This is a genomic window from Paenibacillus sedimenti, assembly GCF_014534655.1.
GTDB lineage: Bacteria > Bacillota > Bacilli > Paenibacillales > NBRC-103111 > Paenibacillus_E > Paenibacillus_E sedimenti.
In genome coordinates, this window is sequence record NZ_JACVVD010000003.1 from 552,045 (window position 1) to 568,487 (window position 16,443).

Sequence of the window (16,443 nt, forward strand, 5' to 3'; positions counted from 1 at the left end):
TTTTTCCTCCTGAGAGTTTTCCTCAAGGAAAACTGACATCGTAAGCATTAGCTTTAAACTCGCTTACTCCGGTCTTACCAAAAATAAAGGCTGTCCGTACTCGACTAGCTGTCCGTTCTCAACGAGAACTTCCACGATTTCACCCTTAATCTCAGCTTCGATTTCATTCATCAGTTTCATCGCTTCCACGATGCAGACAACCGTTTTGTCGCCTACTTTGGATCCAACGCTTACGAAAGGAGCCGCGCCAGGGGATGATTGCTGATAGAACGTCCCAACCATCGGCGAAACAATCTTATGTAAAGATGAGTCCTCTTGCTTAGCATTTCCAATATTCGCAGGTACAGAGGCTTCCAGTGCGGCAGCAGGCACGTGTTGCGGTACGCCGGCTTGTCCGACTGGAGCGTATGAGTGTTGTACAGGAGCCGTCGTAACAAGCACGGATTCTGTTTTATTCGGCTTGCGAATCAAAAGACGAGCGCCTTCATTTTCGATTTCAAGCTCTTGTAAAGAGGATTGATCGACGAGTTTGATCAACTCTTTAATTTCACTCAATTTGAACATTCAAGTCACTCCTTCAAAGTTGGTGAACCATAAACATGCGGGATTCCAATCGCCGCACCGTATGTATTATACCCATAAACGTAAGAAATGGAAAGAGTCCAGTTTATCCGGACCCTCTCCATCCTCTCGCATGATTCGGCACGCGTGTTATGAAATCTATGGTCTCACGTATTGAATCTTGATATTTTCCGGAGCAGCGCCGAGCTCTTTGATGACCATATCGACGATGGTGACGCCTTGGCTTTTCTCAAGTTTATCGCTTTGAACCGTTACTTTCCATTGGTTTCCGTCTTGATTCACGACGACTTGCGGGTAATCTTTTCTCAGCGTATCCTGCAGATTTTCCACTTTATCTTGAATGTCCGCCAGTTTTTGAAGATCATTTTGAGCTTTTACAACAGCTTCCGGCGTTTGTTTGGGATCAATTGCAATCTCCATCAAATCTGAGGACTTTTTAGCGAACATGTCGTGCTGTTTCATTTGCTCGTTCGTGAAATAGTCGCTTGCGGAAGTCGTTTTCGCTTGTTCTTCCACTTGTTTAAGAATCTGATCGTCTGTCTTAGCCGTGCTTGTTTGGGTAGATTTGGAAGTATCTGTAGTTGCTTTGGAAGTATCTGTTGACGTTGTTGTTTTGGATGCATCTGTCTTGCCATCTGTTTTCGTAGTTGTTTGAGCGTCGGATTTAGCTTCTGTTTTAGCGTCAGTGCCTGTAGTCGCTTTTACATCTGTTTTTCCTTTGTCCGCTGCTGCGGCTGCCGGATCGACCTGAGTCATATCGATTTTCACTTCTTGCGGTTTTGCGGCAGAATCTGTCGCAGCCAGATCCAGCTTATTTACATCCTCCGTGAACAGATAATAAGCGGAAAGCACCACCATTAAACTAAGCATGGATACCAGCCAAATTGTTTGTCTTTTCGCATTCATTGAAAATTCCTCCTTAAATTTAGGGTTATAGGTTTGTTCGTTATTCACCGGTTTTTCGAGGTAAGACGGAAATGCGGCTTGAGGACACATCCAGACCTCGCTCTACAGCTTCAATAATCATCTTTTTGACGGTGAGGTTTTCTGCGCCTTTTGCAACGACGATGACGCCTCTAATCTTGGGCTTGATATATTTGAGCACAAGCGGCTTCTGGTCACCTGACACCTGGTAGATCACCACTTCCCCGCTTCGCGTTACCTGGGATATGTTCCGGGTTGCCCCGTTTGTGTCGCGCTCTGTCGTCATTTGCTGATTGTCGTTATAATTTTTATCGACGTTCATTTCCTCGGTCGATTCGATCGTAACGAGCACTTCAACTTCGCCCACACCCACAATTTTCTGAAGAATCTCTCTAAGCTGAGACTGATAAGCCACTTCATAATCATGGAAAGCGGAGTTTTCTTTAGGCGAGCTTCCTAGAAATGTTTCTTTGCTGGGGGGTGGAGAGGCTCTGCCCTCATTGATGGGATCAACCTCTTTTACGGTTAAAAACGAATTCATAATCATCAGCGCAGCCCCCAGAAGTCCAATTAAAACAACCCATAACAGTGTGTTTTTACGTTTGGGTCCTCCCGGACCGCCGCCAAATTTCTGCTCCATCCATTGCAGCAATGTTCCCATCGATTCACCTCGCAATCGTTCCATTCGATTGTTGAAAACGGATGTCAATCTGTGCGGGTTCTACTTGCCAGTCACGTGCAATTCCCCTAGCCATTCGTTCACGTTCTTGCTCTTGTCGAGGGGTAAGCTCATCTTCCGTAACGGCATTCACTTGACTCAAAATGCTTCCTTGCAGCTTCGTTCCCGATTCGATCCGAATTGGATCTATCGGCTTGACCGGCTCCATAACTGCTATACTCTTTTGATGGGACGCTGCCTGCGGTTTCTTTGTCGTCTCTATATCATTAAGGGTTACCCAGACCTTGCTAATGCCGGGTTTCCCGTTATTGTCGAACTGCGCGAGTACCTGCACATCTTTGACCATCATGTCGGTTTGTTTTTGTAAATCTTCTTTCATCAAAGCCGCCAGCTGGGTCTGAACCATCTGCTCAGATTGCTTTTGGCCTTCTGCATGTAGCTTTTGCGCTTCTTTAGTTATGGCGTCGAGCGATTTCATATAGTTATTGCCTCCTCCGCCTGCAAGCATGGTGACTTCGTTCTGCTTCTTCTCAGCCGAGGTGATCAACTCATCCACGTTCCAATCCTTCTTAATCAGCTGCATGACCGGCGATAACAGCGTGAGGAGTACAAACAGGCTCATCACTGTTTTGACATAGCGCTGCATCGTGTTGCTGGGAAGCAGCAGATCTACAAAGGTCGCCAGCATAATGACCATGATGACGGCTTGCAGCCATCCTCCTAACCAATCCATGGCTTCGCTCCTTAAAGTTTTCGTCAGAAAACCGGCTTCGTTAGCATTCGCTCACCGCATCATGACCGAGACGTTGCTGACGGTAATCATGATGGTAATGGCCAGGAAGAACATCAAAGCAACCGCCGCCAAGGCAGCAAACACATACACGAGACTTTTACCAATCGTTTGGAGGCAGCTAATCATCGGATTATCGCCCAAGGGTTGCATGATTGCCGCAGAGGCATTATAGATGAAGGCGAGTGTTAGTATTTTGATCGCGGGAAACGCGCAAAGCAGGATCAAGACAACGACGCCGACAAGTCCGATGGCGTTCTTAACTAGCAGCGACGCGCCAATCACAGTCTCCGTCGCATCTGAGAACAGCCGCCCAACGACGGGAACAAAGTTTCCGGCAACATACTTGGCCGTTCGAATCGCCACACCGTCTCTAACTGCCCCTGCCGTACCCTGTACGGAAATAACCGCCAGAAACACCGTTACAAACACGCCCAGTATACTTAGGCTGATGGTGCGCAGCAGGTTGGCCAACTGGGTTACTTTGTACCTCTCGCTGATCGAGCTTACAATGTGCAGCACGGCCGAGAAGAACAGCAACGGAAAAACGAACACATAGATGGCTGTTCCAACGGAATGAATCATGAAGACGATTAATGGATGCAGAATGGCTACCGAAGTGACATTGCCCATCGAAGCTAACAGGGTCAATAAGAGCGGCACGATGGCAATCATGAACTGAATCATGGAGGTAATCGCTGTTTTGGCATACCCGATCGCAACGCTAAAGCTGTTAACCGCGATGATGATCAGCACCATATAGGTGATGGAGTAACCTAGTTTACTCACCGTATTTTTCTCAAATGAGCTTTGAAGTGTTTCCAGTATCATGCTAAAAACGGTAAGAACGACGATGGAAGCGAGCAGTTTTCCATTGACTATGATTTCATGGAACACATATTTCAGCAGACCTTTAAAGATGCTGCTCATGCTGATACCTTTAGTTCCCAGGAGCAGTTCCATGAACGTGGGCGTCTTGCTCTCCGGAAAATAACCGCCATAATCCTTCATCAGCTTATCCCAATATTGCTCAACCTGATCAGTGTCCAAATGGCTCGCCTGTTCTTTAATGAGGACGTCGGCCGGTGACTCGGCGGTCGATGAACCTGTCCATCCGAGCCACAATCCCATGGTCACGATGATCATGATGATCCAGCGGTTCTGCAGCGGTTGGTACGAATAGTGAGGGGTCATGGGTTCAGCTCCTCTGAGCTTTCCGAAGGAAAGCTGTCTTCGTAAGCATTCTCTGAGCTTTCCGAAGGAAAGCTGTCTTCGTAAGCATTCTCTGAGCTTTCCGAAGGAAAGCTGTCTTCGTAAGCATTACTTAAGCTGGTAACAATTTGACTACAGTCTCAATAATGACGGTGATGATGGGAATCGCCATGACCATGATGAGGATTTTGCCGGATAACTCAATCTTGGAAGCAATCGATTCTTGACCGGCGTCCCTTACGATTTGAGCTCCGAATTCGGCAATATAGGCTACCCCAATTATTTTGAGAATGGTTTTAAGGAACACCATATTGATGTTCGATTTTTGTGCCAAGTCCTCCAGCACCTGGATGACCGAAGAGATTTTTCCGATGAGAAACAAGAAAATCATGACACCGGTGAAAGCGGCCAACAGAAATGCGAATATCGGCTTCTGTTCTTTGATGATCAGCGACAATATGGTAACGATGAGCCCTAGCCCGACGATCTGAATGATTTCCATAGGGCCCACCTCATTGAAACAGGAATATCGTTTTAATTTCTTTGAACAAATTATCGAGCATACTGACAACCATGAAGAGCACGACCACGAAGCCGATAACCGTGACCCAGTGCGCCATATCCTCTTTGCCCATCTGCTTGAGCACCGAATGGATCATCGCGATGATGATGCCGATGCCGGCGATCTGGAAAATGGCGTTCACATCTACGTTCATTCCAGGCACCTCACTCTTGTTGACAACCTACATCTCATACGGATGTACGAGTTGCAACTTAATACATCAAAATCACGATCAATGCTCCGATCAGAACACCAAGGCTTTTCCACATTTTTTCGTAGCGCCGCTGTTCGTCTCTGGATTCCGTCTCTTCCGCTTGAAGCTGGCTGACGGCAAGCCGCAGATGCTTCACTTGATCGCCTCGATCCGTGAGCCCAAGCACGGTACCCAATTGCAGCATCACTTCCTGCTCCGGTTGTTTCATCGAAGTTCGTTTCCAGGTATCTCTAACCGTTTGCTGCCAAATCTCACGCGTCGATGTGCCCACACTTGCGAGCAATCGTTCTGATGTCAACCGGAACAACGACGATAAAGGTTCAGCGATCTGCTTGCTGAGTGAAGCGAACGCTTCCGGAAGCGGCGTCAGTGCATAGATAATTTCCGTCTCCATTCGCTGCAAAGCACTAATAAGCAGCCGTATTTGCTTGGGACGACGCGCGTAATTGGCAGCCTGGAGAAATCCTAACAGAGCGGCCGCACCGATAATGAGCACTGCGCCGACAAACTTAAGCATCATCCATCATCCTTTAAAGCTCCCCAGAAAATATTTCTTCACTTTTGCGGTCCAAGCTGCTTGCCTTGACGGTCCAAAACCCGAAATGGCGCCAGCCGGCCTTTCCTTCGATCCAAAATGACATAACGTGTAAACACCCCCTCTTCCATCAAATGCTTCAAGACAGGCCTCAATCGTGCATCTTCGTAATCAGCGCCATGAGCCGTAGCAATCATCCGAATGCCAGCGTGAAGCGCTTCATGTATCGCTGCCCCGTCTTCGGGACGACCAATTTCGTCGACCACCAGCACTTCCGGAGATAGCGAACGGATCATCATCATCATTCCTTCCGCCTTCGGGCATCCATCCAAGATATCTGTACGTGGTCCCAGATCAAACCTCGGAACTCCCTTGACACAGGCGGCAAGTTCGGAGCGCTCGTCAACGATCCCCACTTTGCGACCTGCAAGAGCTGTCGTAGAGCCGATACCGCCCCAATCTCCTCGGCTAACTAGCCTGGCCAGGTCACGAACGAGCGTTGTTTTCCCTTGCTGCGGCGGTGAAATAATGAGCGTATGATGGATGCTTCGAACTGCAGGATCGAAGAGATAAGGCATAATCGTTTTACCCACACCTTGTATGTCGCGGGCAATTCGAATATTGAAGGAGCTTACATCGCGAATCTGTTTGACTTGTCCCTGATCCAAGACCGTACGCCCGGCTAGTCCGACACGATGGCCGCCGGCGATCGTAATAAAGCCTCTCCGCAGCTCTTCTTCATACGTGTATAAGGAATGATTCGTAAGCTGCTCCAGCAAAGCCAGGCAATCTTGTGAAGTCGGCTTGTAAGATTGCGCTTCTTGATTCACGAGCCCGCCGCGTTCACTGAGAAAGGCGTACCGATCCTGGTAACTAATTTCCAGCGGACGCAATTCCCGGACTCGAATTTCCTCAATACTAGCTTGTACGTCATCAGGGAGCTGCGCGAGAATCCATCTGAGAGAATGGGGCATCAAGTTCATAATCGAATCCAGCATGGGCAGACATGCCTCCAAGTTGTCCAGTCTTCTATATTCATTTGTATGCCTGCTAGAAAGAAATATGACAGATTACTTTTTTAAAATACCGATAAATAAACAGCTTACGCCCGCAAGCACCCAGAGCATTTTGCCAAATGATAGTTTCTCCGCAATGCCTACTAGACCGATAGTCGTCGTTGCTAGAAGTACTAGAGGACCTACTAGAGCCAGTCCTGAATTGACCAGCAGCGCCTTCTCGATGTTCGCCAGCCTCAACATAATAATCGCCGCGATAATCTCGATGCTCCCCGACATCAGCCTGAGCGACGCCATGCTCAACACAATTTTGTTGATCATTTTTTTCTACCCTCCTTAAAAAGTTGGAGCTCTTTTGAACTCTGCCAACGTTGCACCGCGGAGCGATTTGAAATTTTACCGGAGGCGTACTTTTGTAGAGCTGTTCCAACCAACCGAAGGCCCATTAATGTAAGGAACAGTTTTACAACGGGAGCCGGAGGTAAATTTCAAATCGTGGAGCTCTCGGATGTAACTGTTTGCGAAAGCTCAACGGCACCTCATCCTTTTTACCCTACCTTATGCGAGCTCGTCTCATTTTAGGCATGATGGGCACCTCCCTACTTCAAAATGCATATGATGAACACAGAATTGAACCTTAGAGGGATAGTGAGGAGATTTACCGATGGAAGTGACCTCTCATCTAAAATGGAATCCGGTTCTGGCCGATCCCACGGGGCGCAGGCAGGCCAAACCAAGAACACTCGGCAAAACCATGGTAATCGATAAAGGTTTAGGATTGAACGCCTTTGAAGATTTATTAAGCACTTCAGAGGACCACTTGGATATGATCAAGATCGGTTTCGGCACCTCTCCGCTTTATCCGCAGCGATTGCTTAAGGCCAAAATCGATATGGCCAAAGCGAGCGGAATTTGCATTTACCCCGGCGGTACGTTTTTGGAGGTTGCGATCGCGCAAGACGCGGTATCATCATTTTTTGATATGGTCCTTGCGCTTGGCTTTAACGGACTTGAAGTATCAGATGGAACAATTGAAGTGAAACGGAAGTTGAGAAATGAGCTCATTTTGAGAGGTGTAAACGAAGGCTTGCAGGTCATTACCGAATATGGCAAAAAGGGGTGGGGTTCGTCCATCGAGCTCGATGAGCTCATCGAGACGGTGACCATCGATGCTGAATTCGGAGCAGATTTGATCACGATTGAGGCCCGGGAATCCGGGATGGGCGTTGGCATATTTGACACGCAGGGGAATTGTAAGGACGAAGAGCTGCACAAAGTGCTTTCCGCCATACCTGGGCAGCATTTGCTCCTGTGGGAAGCACCACTTAAAAACCAACAGGTACATTTGATGCAAATGCTTGGCCCGGACATCCATTTGGGAAATATATCGACGCACGATATTATTTCCTTGGAAGCATTACGTAGAGGACTTCGCTCCGATACGCTGTCCTTTGGAACCAGAAAGGAATAAACCATGCAAATCGATGTGGTCGCCAACATCGGCGAAGCCAGAACCGATGAATTTATCCATAAAACCGTCATCGTCATCGACGTGCTTCGTGCAACAAGTACGATGATTGCCGCATTAGGTAACGGCTGTAAAGCAGTGGTGCCCGTAGAAACCGTGCTGCAGGCCAAGGAATTACAAAAACCCGGTGATCTTCTCGGCGGGGAACGGTTTTGCAAGAAAATACCTGGCTTTGATTTTGGAAACTCTCCGAATGAGTACACCAGATCTGCTGTACAAGGCAAACGTATTATTTTGACCACAACCAACGGCACCAGAGGCATTCAAAAAGCAATGAAAGCAGACCATGTGCTGGCAGGCGCGCTGACAAACGGGGGTGCCTGTGCGAAGGCGGCCGTGAACTTTAAACGGGACATCGTCATCATTTGTGCAGGAACACAAGATGTCTTTTCCTTAGAGGATGGGCTTTGCGCAGGACTGATATTGGAAGAGATAGGTAAAATAGCAGGAGTCAAGAATCTTGCTATCAACGATTTCGGCTTAGCGATGCGAAGCTGCTACGCGCAAGCCAAGGATACGCTCCTCGATACTTTACTGATGTGCGCTAACGGAAAGCGATTAAGCAAACTCGGTTTTCAAGAGGATCTAGTGACATGCGCCAAAGTGAACGATACGATTCACGTACCTGTTCTGGATCGTGATCAGATGGTGCTTCTTCCGTTCTAAAAACAAGCCCCCCTCATAAACTAGGATTGACTACTCATGAGACAAGGGGTTTTGGCATGAACGGCGATTTGTTATTGGTCATTCTCATCATCATCGGCCTGGTTGGCCGATCACCAATCATTACGACGGCCGCCTGTATTTTGCTGGTATTCAAATTGATCGGCCTTGATCGTTTTTTACCGACGGTTGAGCGCAGAGGCCTTGAACTCGGTCTGCTTTTTTTGACGATGGGTGTGCTCGTCCCGTTCGCAAGTGAACGGATTTCGCTTAAAGATATTGCATCCGTATTTACGACATGGCCGGGAATTATCGCCTTGATCGGAGGGGCTATCGCTACTTACATGAATGGCAAGGGGCTGGAATTATTAAAAATAGACCCACAATTAATTGTGGGTCTTGTTATTGGCTCCATATTCGGTATCATCTTTTTGCGCGGCATTCCGGTAGGACCGTTGATGGCCGCCGGAATTACGGCTTTTTTGTTAAAATTGGCGTGCTTTATCGCGGATAAGATCCGCTGAAAAATTACGCACCGGTTATCTGCGATCCTGCGGTCCGCCGACAAATGCCTGATCAGCTGTGTCCAAGCCATAAGCGGTATGCAGCGCACGAATGACGTCAGTCAAGTGTGTAGCGTCAATGACACATGACATCTTAATCTCGGACGTGCTGACTAAGGAAATGCTGATGCCAAGGTCGGAAATAACTTTGAACATGGTAGCAGCAACACCCGGCGTACTTACCATACCTGCGCCAACGATGGAGACTTTAACAAGATTCACTTCGGAAGTCACTTCGCGGAAACCAATTTCGCCGCGAATGGATTCAATGACGTCGAGCGCTTTCTCTTTATCCGCCAAAGTCGTTGTAAAGGAGAAATCGGCTGAACCGTTGATCACGCCGCTTTGCACGATGATGTCTACGTCAATTTGCACATCGGCAAGCGCAGTAAATACTTTCGCCAGCTGCCCCGGTTTCTCGGGCACACCCAGAATACTGATTCTTGCCACATTTTTATCGTAAGCGATGCCTCGAACAACGATGCCTTGCTCCATGACTGCTTCCTCCTTCACGTTGGTTCCTTCATTGTAAGTAAAGCTTGAACGCACCACCAGGGTGACGTTATAATTTTTGGCATATTCCACGGCTCTTGGATGAAGCACGGCTGCGCCCAGATTGGCGAGCTCCAGCATTTCATCGTAAGAAATTTCATCCAGCTTTCTAGCCACTTTGACGATACGCGGATCTGTCGAGTAGACGCCGTCTACATCCGTATAGATCTCGCAGAGATCGGCTTTAATCGCAGCGGCGAGCGCAACAGCCGTCGTATCGGAACCGCCGCGGCCCAGCGTCGTAATCTCGCCCGCATCGGTCATCCCTTGGAACCCGGCAACAATCACAACGTTGCCTTGTTCGATAGCGTTAAGTACGCGATGTGGCTGAATATCCGTAATTCTGGCTTTACCGTGTACAGGCTCCGTATAGATGCCGCTTTGCCAGCCGGTGTACGAAACAGCCTTCTCGCCTAAACTATGTATCGCCATCGATAAGAGGGCTACCGACACTTGCTCTCCCGTCGTTAAAAGCATGTCCATCTCACGAGCCGGCGGGGCTCCATCATAAATTTGCTTGGACAGGTCAATCAAATCATCCGTTGTATCTCCCATCGCCGAAACGACAATCACACAGCTATGCCCATCTCGTTTTCGTTCTACGATTCTTTTTGCAACACGTTTCATTCGCTCCGCATCACCTACAGAGCTGCCGCCAAATTTCATCACTATAAGAGACAAAGCTGACTCACTCCCAACGCATACTAGTGCATAACAATACAGTATTATACCACAAAGCTTTAACGCTGTGGAGTAATATCGAATCATTTTTCATAGACGGGCACAAAGGTCTCAAATAAAGCTGAGATCCATTTATTGGGGCCAGGTACATGATATTTTAATATGTACAGCTCGCATAGCGTAAAAGCAAGCAATAAGGTTCCCCCATATACATAGAACTCCATTTTATTTGAATTCTTCAACCACGGAATTTCAAGAACCACGAGCACAAGAAATACAAGTATCAGAAATAATGTTTTCATCCGCCTCATCCTTTCTATGAACTATTCCTCCATCAATCGGTTCGTAGGCACCATGATCAAACCATTTCTTCTAATATTAGAATCGACTTTGATGTTGAACTGAACTTGAGACAAAATATCTTTCCAATCCTTCTGCATGCTGTCCCAAACATGGGGATAATACCTATGCAGGTTTCTTCCGATTCCATAAATGTCCGCTTTCATTTCGGCACTTTGTTTGAAGGTATTCAGGATGTATGTCTTAATTTGGTTCTGAATGTTTTTTTCGACATGCTGCAATATATCTTGTCGTAATAAATCTCCCGCACACGATTGGTCATTTAAATTTCCTTCTACAAAAATATTCATGCCTACCTTGATGATTTCATCATCTGCAGAAATGCTTTTATTAATCGTATAATCCGTGACCTGGAAGATGAAAAACGCGGACTTCTCGTTTGGACATGCAACCTTCAGCAATGCATTTTTATACTTATTGTTTACCATCTCCACAGCCGTCCTTTGCGCGCCGGAGATGTATCCCGCTAATTTATCCCCTCGAAAAACAGCGATATTGGCCACGGAATACGTCTCCGGTTTCCCACGTACACTTTTTACGTTAATAACATCAACAGCAGAATCAATTCCAGGAGTTGCCAGGAAGCTAATAAAGTCCCGTAATGTCATTTTTCGGGTCGGCAGCTGACGATTATCCGACGTTTGGATCAAATCGGCCATGGTTTTGGTAGGCACATTCCCCAGCTCGACTTTTTGGTTCAACAGGTCCTCTGCTTTTCCTTGTGTGACGGCCAATAACGTACTGGTACGGCTTTCCAGATCTCTGGCAAACCAGTTTAAATATGGTGCAATGCCTTCTCTAGCCGATGCATCACCAAAAATGATCATTTGCATATGCGACCAATAAAGCCGTCGCGGGGAAATTTCATTTAAGCGGGCAACTGCATCCAGCAAAGTATCTCCGTTCGCTGACAAGCTCCACGTTGGAAGTGAAGAACCGCCTGCACTGCCGCCTTGTTTGGTTGGCGGCTTAATAACTTGGGCTGTGACCCGTACTTCACCCTTAGGACCTTTGTCTATGCCAACCCCCATAACAACCGCCAATTCATTCAGTTCTTTTTTGTCCCAGCATCCGCTAATCACCATCATCAAGAGGAGGATAAGAAATAGTAACCATTTGTTCATGCTGCTTTACTCCTCCTCCATCCGGGTACTATTCTTTTTGGCCACCTCCACGGGACGCGTTTTTATCTTCGTCCAAGGCAGACGAATAAAGAGATCTTTCCAATCTTTTTTATGAAAAGGTACAATGGGGGTCATATAAGGAACACCAAAGGAACGAAGTGAATTAAGGTGCGTAAAAATCAAGATTACACCGAAAAAAAAGCCAAAAGCACCTAAGATCGAAGAGAAAAGCAACAGTAAGAAACGGATGAGACGGGCGGCAATTGCCATATTGTAAGCAGGCGTACAAAAAGAAGCAATTGCAGTCAGGGCAACTGTGATTACAGTTCCTGGGGCAACGAGTCCTGCTTCTACAGCTGCTTGTCCGAGCACTAGCCCCCCAACGATGGAAACGGCCGTTCCAACCGTCTTAGGGAGGCGGATGCCTGCTTCCCTAAGGATCTCGAAGGTAATTTCCATGATAACGATTTCGATTGCCGCTCCAAAAGGAACGCCTTCCCTTTGTCCGGTTAATGCGATGAGCAAAGGCGTAGGAATCATTTCCTGATGAAATGTCAGCAGAGCCACGTAAAAACCAGGCATCGCAAAAGAGAGAATAAAGGTAAACGTCCTCAATAGTTTTAAAAAGGAAGCAATATCATACCTCTGGTAATAATCTTCATTGGAAAATAAAAATAAGCTGATTGTGGCAGGTACGACAAGGCTAATCGGGGTCCCTTCTAATAGGATTGCAATGCGCCCCTCAAGCAGATTGGCTGCAACCCGATCCGGTCTTTCTGTACTTAAAATCGTAGGAAAGGGAGTGTACGCCCGATCTTCAATCATTTCTTCGATATATAAAGACTCAAGCACACCGTCAACGTGGATTTGTTTTAACCGGTCCCGTACCTTCTCTACAATCTCGGCATCCGCTATTTTATTAATATAAAGCAAAGCAATCGGTGTATTGGAAATTGTGCCTAATGACATGAGCTCGACCTGCAGCTTGTGAGTATTCAGCCGATGGCGAACAAGTCCCAGGTTCGTTTGCAAGGACTCATTGAATGCCTCGCGCGGTCCTCTGACCACATTTTCCATATTCGGTTCCGATACAGATCTCCGCTCTCCTCCGCTTGTTTCACAAGCCAAAGCCAGATTGCAACCTTGAAACAAAACGATGGTGTTCCCCTTTAAAAGGGAATCCGTAATTTCCTTAAACGTCGAGATGACTGAAGCACTGCTCGTTGATAACTGAATTCGTTGGATATCAAAAGGGCCTTCCTGTATCTCCTCCGAATATTTTTCTAATTCCATTTGAACGGGTTTGGCGACGTGCAAATCCAAAATGGATTTATCTATCAAAGAATTTATAAATACAATCGCAGCATTCAAGCCATCCTCTACCTGCATTCTCCGCAGCGTCAAGTCGCTATGTTCTCCGAACGTGTTTGTTAGACTTTGAATATTTTCTTCAAGAAAAAACGATATCGAAGGATATTCATTCCCACTGGATTGGAGTGTTTCAGAGGCAGTTTGATTTTTTCGAGCGTTGATTTTCAATAATTTTTTAAGCATACAACCCTTCCTCCAACCTTAATGACTTGGCCTTCGTACCATGGAAACCACAAGAAGTATGCAAGGTAACAAGAAGCCCAACAAAGTGGAATAATAAGGATAAATGTTTGTTAAAAATCGGTAAAGACCTACAAAATTATCCTCGTTTAATAAAGAAACAATAATCAGCAATATACCGAACGGGGTCGTTAATTTTGTATGGTTATTTAATCTGAACAGCTTGGCCGTTCCCATGCAGGTCGCATAAAGAAACAAGGATATTTTGGCGTACGATCCGAGACTCCAAAGTAAGATTCCGATGAAATCGAGTCTTTGCAGCTGACCTACTTTAATATCCCGCAAGATTTGAAAAGTAGGAAAACTAAGTCCTTGGCTGCGTTCAGCACCAAATAGAGCGACTGGACCGGTAATCGGACCCAAAAACATAATGATCAGAATTATCATCGTTAGCATACTGTATCGTTTCAATTGCTTGTCCGTCCTCACATAGGGAAAAATCATCCCCATCACAAAGAAAGTGCTGAACAATGAGAATAAACTCAAGGAACCCAGCAGAACTGGCTTCATCCCATGTTCCAAGACAGGTAGAAAGTTTTGAAAGTCTTTATCTTTATGAGTTAGCGTTGAAGCGAGTAAGCCGATGGGGATCATGGAAAATAAAAAAATCTGATTCGTGCGCGCCATTGTCTCAAGACCGCTCCGTACTGTAAATGCCGCGAGAAAGACGATGCAGCTCATATAGACAAGGATAGGGGTCCGAGGCGTTACCGCAGTTGTAAAAAATTCACCAAACCCCCTAATTGATATGGAAGCATCGTGAAAGAAATAAAATATGAATAAGAAAGCAAATAATTTGCCAAGCCATTTACCCATGATGTCTTCCGAATATTCCATGATGGTTTTGCCAGGGTATCGCTGCGCCAAATGCGCGGTTATGCAACCAAGAACCACAACCGGAATCAACGTGCATAACACAGATATCCATGAATCTCTGCCTGATTGATTTATAATAACTGGAATAAAAAGCAGGTGGCCTGTTACAGTGATGCTGGATATCCCAAGCATAAATGCTTGAGTCGTGGATATTTGAATTTTTTCCATGACACACCTCAAATTCCATTTTTTATTCCCTTAGGTTGTCCAGATTCTGAAAAAATATATTAACAGGTCCCCCAATTGCACATAACAACAAAAAAGCTCCCTGACATGGTCAAGGAGCTTGATTATAAGCTTATTTATCATTATGCGCGGGAAATGTATTTACCGTCATCCGTATCAATTAGAAGCACGTCGCCTTCGTTGATGAAAAGTGGAACTTGAACGTTAAGGCCTGTTTCCACTTTCGCATTTTTCGTAGCGCCTTGTGCCGTGTTGCCTTTGATGCCCGGCTCTGTTTCGACGACTTTCAGCTCAACGCTTTTCGGCAAGTTGATACCGAGAATTTCGCCTTGGAAGCTCATGATTTTGATCATCATGTTCTCTATCAGGAAGTTCAATTCCCATTTCAATTGATCCTGCTCCAAGCTGATTTGATCAAAAGTTTCTGTATCCATGAACGTATGTTCATTGCCGCTGGCATACAAATATTGCATTTCTCGGTTATCGATGTGCGCGCGGCCAACGTTTTCGCCTGCACGGAATGTACGCTCAACAGTGTTGCCATTACGCAGGTTTTTGAGTTTGGAACGCACGAATGCCGCGCCTTTACCTGGTTTTACGTGTTGGAAATCTTGAACCGTAAATAAATCGCCTTCAACTTCGATGGTAAGTCCTGTTTTAAAATCGTTAACTGAAATCATGAGTAGAGCCCTCCGCTAATCAATAATAAGAAAATCTTTGGTAGAATGGGTGAGTATTTTAATGCCGGTGTCGGTAATCACGACGTCGTCCTCGATTCTAACTCCGCCAAAGTCGGGGAGATAGATGCCAGGTTCAACGGTAACAACCATGCCGGGAGTTAAAATCATGTCTTCTGTCTTCGACAAACGCGGAGATTCATGAACCTCCATACCTAAACCGTGACCGGTACCGTGTCCGAAGTAATCGCCATAGCCGTGCTTCACGATTACATCACGGGCAAAAGCGTCGCCTTCGCTGCCCTTAATACCTGGCTTTAAGTTTGCCAAGCAATTGAGCTGTGCTTCCAGAACAATATCATAAATCTCTTTATGCTTGTCCGTCGGCTTGCCTAACATTACTGTTCTCGTAATATCGGAGCAGTATCCTTTATAATACGCGCCAAAATCCAATTTGACAAATTCATTTCCTTGCAAGACCCGATTACTCGCTTTGCCGTGCGGCAGAGCAGAACGTTCGCCTGAAGCGACTATCGTTTCGAATGAGGTCGATGTACCGCCATTTTTGCGGATAAACATCTCGATTTCGAGGGCTATTTCTTTCTCCACAGCACCTGGTCTAAGGAAAGACAAAATATGTGAAAACGTTTGATCCGCCAAATCAGCGGCTTCTTGCATAATTTGCAGTTCGCCCTCATCTTTGATGATACGAATCTGCTCCACAATGCGGCTCGTCGGCACGAATTCGATACCCGATAGACCAGCTTGATAGCTAAGATAATCACCGTAAGTAACATTAGCCTGCTCGAAACCAAGCTTCGAAATGCCTTGCTGCTGCAGCAAATCTTTTACAGATTCGATCATATTAGGCTTATGTTCAATAATTTCGAAATGCTTTGCTTGCTGAGGTGCTTGCGTCATATAACGAAAGTCAGTTAATAATATGGCCCGATCCATCGTAATGACAATATAGCCGGAAGAACCTGTGAAGCCCGATACGTATGTACGATTATAAGCGTTTGTGATGAGCAGTGCCGGCAAATCTTGCTGCTGCATAACTTTTCTTAAACGTTCAATGCGTTTCTCCTGCATCCAAATCACCAATCTT

General features: G+C 46.3%; 20 protein-coding genes. 3 read left to right on the top strand and 17 right to left on the bottom strand.

All coding sequences use genetic code 11. The annotated features are described in order from the left end of the window. Window positions 1-63: 63 nt before the first annotated feature. From accB to ICC18_RS11400, 10 genes are all read right to left on the bottom strand, one after another. Window positions 64-564 carry an acetyl-CoA carboxylase biotin carboxyl carrier protein gene (gene accB, locus ICC18_RS11355; RefSeq protein ID WP_188174498.1) on the bottom strand — a complete coding sequence of 167 codons (501 nt, stop codon included), beginning with the start codon at window positions 562-564 and terminating at the stop codon, window positions 64-66. A 156-nt stretch (window positions 565-720) separates the two neighbouring features. Further along, a complete protein-coding gene (locus tag ICC18_RS11360) occupies window positions 721-1,488 on the bottom strand; it encodes a SpoIIIAH-like family protein (protein WP_188174499.1) in 768 nt (255 codons plus the stop codon). Window positions 1,489-1,528: 40 nt separating this feature from the next. Beyond that, complete coding sequence (gene spoIIIAG / locus ICC18_RS11365; RefSeq protein ID WP_188174500.1) at window positions 1,529-2,167, bottom strand: stage III sporulation protein AG; 639 nt, start codon at window positions 2,165-2,167, stop codon at window positions 1,529-1,531. A gap of 4 nt (window positions 2,168-2,171) precedes the next feature. Continuing rightward, on the bottom strand, window positions 2,172-2,918 hold the full coding sequence (gene spoIIIAF, locus ICC18_RS11370; RefSeq protein ID WP_188174501.1) for a stage III sporulation protein AF: 747 nt from the start codon (window positions 2,916-2,918) through the stop codon (window positions 2,172-2,174). Window positions 2,919-2,969: 51 nt separating this feature from the next. Continuing rightward, window positions 2,970-4,121 (bottom strand): stage III sporulation protein AE, encoded by a 1,152-nt coding sequence (spoIIIAE, locus tag ICC18_RS11375; RefSeq protein WP_223192529.1) that lies wholly within the window; start codon window positions 4,119-4,121, stop codon window positions 2,970-2,972. A gap of 178 nt (window positions 4,122-4,299) precedes the next feature. Next, window positions 4,300-4,689, bottom strand: coding sequence for a stage III sporulation protein AD (gene spoIIIAD, locus ICC18_RS11380; protein WP_188174503.1), 390 nt, complete (start codon window positions 4,687-4,689; stop codon window positions 4,300-4,302). A gap of 10 nt (window positions 4,690-4,699) precedes the next feature. After that, window positions 4,700-4,903 carry a stage III sporulation protein AC gene (spoIIIAC, locus tag ICC18_RS11385; RefSeq protein WP_056614718.1) on the bottom strand — a complete coding sequence of 68 codons (204 nt, stop codon included), beginning with the start codon at window positions 4,901-4,903 and terminating at the stop codon, window positions 4,700-4,702. A 58-nt stretch (window positions 4,904-4,961) separates the two neighbouring features. Beyond that, window positions 4,962-5,480, bottom strand: a complete 519-nt coding sequence (gene spoIIIAB, locus ICC18_RS11390) for a stage III sporulation protein SpoIIIAB (RefSeq protein WP_188174764.1) — start codon at window positions 5,478-5,480, stop codon at window positions 4,962-4,964. A gap of 38 nt (window positions 5,481-5,518) precedes the next feature. Beyond that, the gene (gene spoIIIAA, locus ICC18_RS11395) at window positions 5,519-6,496 is read right to left on the bottom strand and encodes a stage III sporulation protein AA (protein ID WP_188174504.1); all 978 of its coding nucleotides are present in this window, start codon (window positions 6,494-6,496) and stop codon (window positions 5,519-5,521) included. Between the two features lie 72 nt (window positions 6,497-6,568). Beyond that, a complete protein-coding gene (locus ICC18_RS11400; RefSeq protein ID WP_188174505.1) occupies window positions 6,569-6,835 on the bottom strand; it encodes a YqhV family protein in 267 nt (88 codons plus the stop codon). Window positions 6,836-7,178: 343 nt separating this feature from the next. On the opposite strand from ICC18_RS11400, the gene comA reads away from it, so the two are divergent. The 3 genes from comA to ICC18_RS11415 are packed head-to-tail and all read left to right on the top strand — an operon-like array spanning window position 7,179 to window position 9,229. Beyond that, window positions 7,179-7,985, top strand: a complete 807-nt coding sequence (gene comA, locus ICC18_RS11405) for a phosphosulfolactate synthase (RefSeq protein WP_188174506.1) — start codon at window positions 7,179-7,181, stop codon at window positions 7,983-7,985. A 3-nt stretch (window positions 7,986-7,988) separates the two neighbouring features. Further along, on the top strand, window positions 7,989-8,708 hold the full coding sequence (locus tag ICC18_RS11410) for a 2-phosphosulfolactate phosphatase (protein ID WP_188174507.1): 720 nt from the start codon (window positions 7,989-7,991) through the stop codon (window positions 8,706-8,708). Window positions 8,709-8,764: 56 nt separating this feature from the next. Next, on the top strand, window positions 8,765-9,229 hold the full coding sequence (locus ICC18_RS11415; RefSeq protein ID WP_188174508.1) for a DUF441 domain-containing protein: 465 nt from the start codon (window positions 8,765-8,767) through the stop codon (window positions 9,227-9,229). Between the two features lie 15 nt (window positions 9,230-9,244). Here the strand turns inward: ICC18_RS11415 and ICC18_RS11420 are convergent, their stop codons facing one another. The 7 genes from ICC18_RS11420 to ICC18_RS11450 all read right to left on the bottom strand — a co-directional run bounded on the left by ICC18_RS11420 (window position 9,245) and on the right by ICC18_RS11450 (window position 16,427). After that, window positions 9,245-10,501, bottom strand: coding sequence for an aspartate kinase (locus ICC18_RS11420; RefSeq protein WP_188174509.1), 1,257 nt, complete (start codon window positions 10,499-10,501; stop codon window positions 9,245-9,247). A gap of 83 nt (window positions 10,502-10,584) precedes the next feature. Continuing rightward, window positions 10,585-10,803 carry a hypothetical protein gene (locus tag ICC18_RS11425; protein ID WP_188174510.1) on the bottom strand — a complete coding sequence of 73 codons (219 nt, stop codon included), beginning with the start codon at window positions 10,801-10,803 and terminating at the stop codon, window positions 10,585-10,587. Window positions 10,804-10,824: 21 nt separating this feature from the next. Beyond that, complete coding sequence (locus tag ICC18_RS11430; protein WP_188174511.1) at window positions 10,825-11,985, bottom strand: Ger(x)C family spore germination protein; 1,161 nt, start codon at window positions 11,983-11,985, stop codon at window positions 10,825-10,827. Between the two features lie 6 nt (window positions 11,986-11,991). After that, complete coding sequence (locus ICC18_RS11435; RefSeq protein WP_188174512.1) at window positions 11,992-13,539, bottom strand: spore germination protein; 1,548 nt, start codon at window positions 13,537-13,539, stop codon at window positions 11,992-11,994. Between the two features lie 18 nt (window positions 13,540-13,557). Further along, on the bottom strand, window positions 13,558-14,640 hold the full coding sequence (locus tag ICC18_RS11440) for a GerAB/ArcD/ProY family transporter (RefSeq protein ID WP_188174513.1): 1,083 nt from the start codon (window positions 14,638-14,640) through the stop codon (window positions 13,558-13,560). 140 nt (window positions 14,641-14,780) lie between these two features. Then, a complete protein-coding gene (efp, locus tag ICC18_RS11445; RefSeq protein ID WP_188174514.1) occupies window positions 14,781-15,338 on the bottom strand; it encodes an elongation factor P in 558 nt (185 codons plus the stop codon). A 15-nt stretch (window positions 15,339-15,353) separates the two neighbouring features. Beyond that, entirely contained in the window at window positions 15,354-16,427 is a 1,074-nt protein-coding gene (locus tag ICC18_RS11450) for a M24 family metallopeptidase (RefSeq protein WP_188174765.1), read from the bottom strand. Between the last annotated feature and the right edge of the window lie 16 nt (window positions 16,428-16,443).

Coding starts and splice junctions, on each gene's coding strand:
- accB (WP_188174498.1), bottom strand. CDS start 564: ATGTTCAAATTGAGTGAAATTAAAGAGTTGATCAAACTCGTCGATCAA.
- ICC18_RS11360 (WP_188174499.1), bottom strand. CDS start 1,488: ATGAATGCGAAAAGACAAACAATTTGGCTGGTATCCATGCTTAGTTTA.
- spoIIIAG (WP_188174500.1), bottom strand. CDS start 2,167: ATGGGAACATTGCTGCAATGGATGGAGCAGAAATTTGGCGGCGGTCCG.
- spoIIIAF (WP_188174501.1), bottom strand. CDS start 2,918: ATGGATTGGTTAGGAGGATGGCTGCAAGCCGTCATCATGGTCATTATG.
- spoIIIAE (WP_223192529.1), bottom strand. CDS start 4,121: ATGATCATCGTGACCATGGGATTGTGGCTCGGATGGACAGGTTCATCG.
- spoIIIAD (WP_188174503.1), bottom strand. CDS start 4,689: ATGGAAATCATTCAGATCGTCGGGCTAGGGCTCATCGTTACCATATTG.
- spoIIIAC (WP_056614718.1), bottom strand. CDS start 4,903: ATGAACGTAGATGTGAACGCCATTTTCCAGATCGCCGGCATCGGCATC.
- spoIIIAB (WP_188174764.1), bottom strand. CDS start 5,480: ATGCTTAAGTTTGTCGGCGCAGTGCTCATTATCGGTGCGGCCGCTCTG.
- spoIIIAA (WP_188174504.1), bottom strand. CDS start 6,496: ATGCTGGATTCGATTATGAACTTGATGCCCCATTCTCTCAGATGGATT.
- ICC18_RS11400 (WP_188174505.1), bottom strand. CDS start 6,835: ATGATCAACAAAATTGTGTTGAGCATGGCGTCGCTCAGGCTGATGTCG.
- comA (WP_188174506.1), top strand. CDS start 7,179: ATGGAAGTGACCTCTCATCTAAAATGGAATCCGGTTCTGGCCGATCCC.
- ICC18_RS11410 (WP_188174507.1), top strand. CDS start 7,989: ATGCAAATCGATGTGGTCGCCAACATCGGCGAAGCCAGAACCGATGAA.
- ICC18_RS11415 (WP_188174508.1), top strand. CDS start 8,765: ATGAACGGCGATTTGTTATTGGTCATTCTCATCATCATCGGCCTGGTT.
- ICC18_RS11425 (WP_188174510.1), bottom strand. CDS start 10,803: ATGAAAACATTATTTCTGATACTTGTATTTCTTGTGCTCGTGGTTCTT.
- ICC18_RS11430 (WP_188174511.1), bottom strand. CDS start 11,985: ATGAACAAATGGTTACTATTTCTTATCCTCCTCTTGATGATGGTGATT.
- ICC18_RS11435 (WP_188174512.1), bottom strand. CDS start 13,539: ATGCTTAAAAAATTATTGAAAATCAACGCTCGAAAAAATCAAACTGCC.
- ICC18_RS11440 (WP_188174513.1), bottom strand. CDS start 14,640: ATGGAAAAAATTCAAATATCCACGACTCAAGCATTTATGCTTGGGATA.
- efp (WP_188174514.1), bottom strand. CDS start 15,338: ATGATTTCAGTTAACGATTTTAAAACAGGACTTACCATCGAAGTTGAA.
- ICC18_RS11450 (WP_188174765.1), bottom strand. CDS start 16,427: ATGCAGGAGAAACGCATTGAACGTTTAAGAAAAGTTATGCAGCAGCAA.